Here is a 2,352-nt window from a genome sequence, read left to right as displayed (position 1 = left end):
GGTGTCGCAGTCAAGCTTCCTTCTGCTTTTACACTCTTCGAACGATTTCTAACCGTTCTGAGGAAACCTTTGTACGCCTCCGTTACTCTTTCGGAGGCGACCGCCCCAGTCAAACTGCCCATCTAACATTGTCCCGTCACCAGCTTCATGGTGCCCGGTTAGAATCTCAGTACTATCAGGGTGGTATCCCACAGTCGACTCCAGCAAGCCTGACGACCTGCTCTCCCAGTCTCCCACCTATTCTGTACAGACAATACCGAAACTCAGTGCTAAACTACAGTAAAGCTCTACGGGGTCTTTCCGTCCAATCGCGGGTAGCAAGCATCTTCACTTGCACTACAATTTCGCCGGATTTGCAGTTGAGACAGTGCCCAAGTCATTACGCCATTCGTGCGGGTCGGAACTTACCCGACAAGGAATTTCGCTACCTTAGGACCGTTATAGTTACGGCCGCCGTTTACTGGGGCTTAAGTTCATGCCTTCGTGTTCCCACTAAGCACTCCCCTTAACCTTCCAGCACCGGGCAGGCGTCAGCCCCTATACTTCAGCTTTCGCTTTAGCAGAGACCTATGTTTTTGCTAAACAGTTGCTTGGGCCTTTTCTCTGCGACCATGTCTCCATGGCACCCCTTCTCCCGAAGTTACGGGGTCAATTTGCCGAGTTCCTTAACTGCAATTCTTCCGATGGTCTTAGGATTCTCTCCTCATCTACCTGTGTCGGTTTGCGGTACGGGCACTTTCTCTCTCCCTAGAGGCTTTTCTTGGCAGTATGAAATCAGATACTTCGCTACTTTATTTCGCTCCACGTTACATCTTGACATTGAACATACGGATTTGCCTGCATGTTCTGCCTCAATGCTTGTGCTTGCATATCCATCAGCAAGCTTATCTTATCCTTCTGCGTCACCCCATCGGTTTTAACGATTAAAAGTGGTATCGGAATTTAAACCGATTGTCCATCGACTACGCCTCTCGGCCTCGCCTTAGGTCCCGACTTACCCTGAGCGGACGAACCTTCCTCAGGAATCCTTAGATTTTCGACCACTAAGATTCTCACTTAGTTCTCGCTACTTATGCCAGCATTCTCTCTCCTGCACAGTCCACCATTCCTTTCGGTATAGCTTCTACCCATGCAGGACGCTCCTCTACCGATTTAGTTTATCTAAATCCCGTAGCTTCGGTGGTAAGTTTTAGCCCCGGACATTTTCGGCGCAAGATCTCTCGACTAGTGAGCTATTACGCACTCTTTTAATGTGTGGCTGCTTCTAAGCCAACATCCTAGTTGTCTATGAAATCTCACATCCTTTCCCACTTAACTTACACTTTGGGACCTTAGCTGACGATCTGGGCTTTTTCCCTTTTGACTACGGATCTTATCATTCGCAGTCTGACTGCCAAGTATGATATAGTGGCATTCGGAGTTTGATAAGGTTCAGTAACCTCAATGGCCCCTAGCCTATTCAGTGCTCTACCTCCACTATTCTTTACCTTGACGCTAGCCCTAAAGCTATTTCGAGGAGAACCAGCTATCTCCGAGTTCGATTGGAATTTCTCCGCTATCCACAGCTCATCCCATGGTTTTTCAACACCAATGTGGTTCGGGCCTCCACGGAATTTTACTTCCGCTTCACCCTGTCCATGGATAGGTCACCCGGTTTCGGGTCTACAGCATGCAACTTCTCGCCCTTTTAAGACTCGGTTTCCCTTCGGCTCCGTACCTTAAGTACTTAACCTTGCTACATACCGTAACTCGCTGGCTCGTTCTACAAAAAGCACGTCATCACACTCTTGGTGCTCTGACCGGTTGTAGGCACACGGTTTCAGGTTCTCTTTCACTCCCCTCCCGGGGTTCTTTTCACCTTTCCCTCACGGTACTTCTTCTCTATCGGTCATCAGGTAGTATTTAGCCTTGGGAGGTGGTCCTCCCTGCTTCCCACTAGGTTTCTCGTGTCTCGTGGTACTCTGGATATAGATTCGCTTATCTCTCTTTTGCCTACATGACTCTTACATTCTGCGGCTCAACTTTCCAGTTGTATTCGACTCCAATCAATAAGCTTTATATCTATTCCTCAACCCCAGAAACAAGTTTCTGGTTTGGGCTCTTTCCCTTTCGCTCGCCGCTACTTAGAAAATCGATTTTTCTTTCTCTTCCTCCGGGTACTTAGATGTTTCAGTTCCCCGGGTTTACCTTCATCAACCTATGTATTCAGTTAATGATTCGTGTAGTTTTACACGAGGGTTTCCCCATTCGGACATTTTCGGTTCTCTGGCTATTTGCGCCTACCCGAAACTTTTCGCAGCTTATCACGTCCTTCTTCGGCTCCTGATGCCAAGGCATTCTCCATGCGCCCTT

Annotated in this window: 1 rRNA gene; it reads right to left on the bottom strand. The window is 48.3% G+C overall.

What is annotated here, in order from left to right:
- Window positions 1-2,352: ribosomal RNA gene (locus CLORY_RS22665) — 23S ribosomal RNA — on the bottom strand; the annotation flags it as partial.

The sequence above is a fragment of the Clostridium oryzae genome (genome assembly GCF_002029235.1).
Taxonomy (GTDB): Bacteria; Bacillota; Clostridia; order Clostridiales; family Clostridiaceae; genus Clostridium_AE; species Clostridium_AE oryzae.
This window is presented reverse-complemented; position numbering and strand designations above follow the sequence as displayed.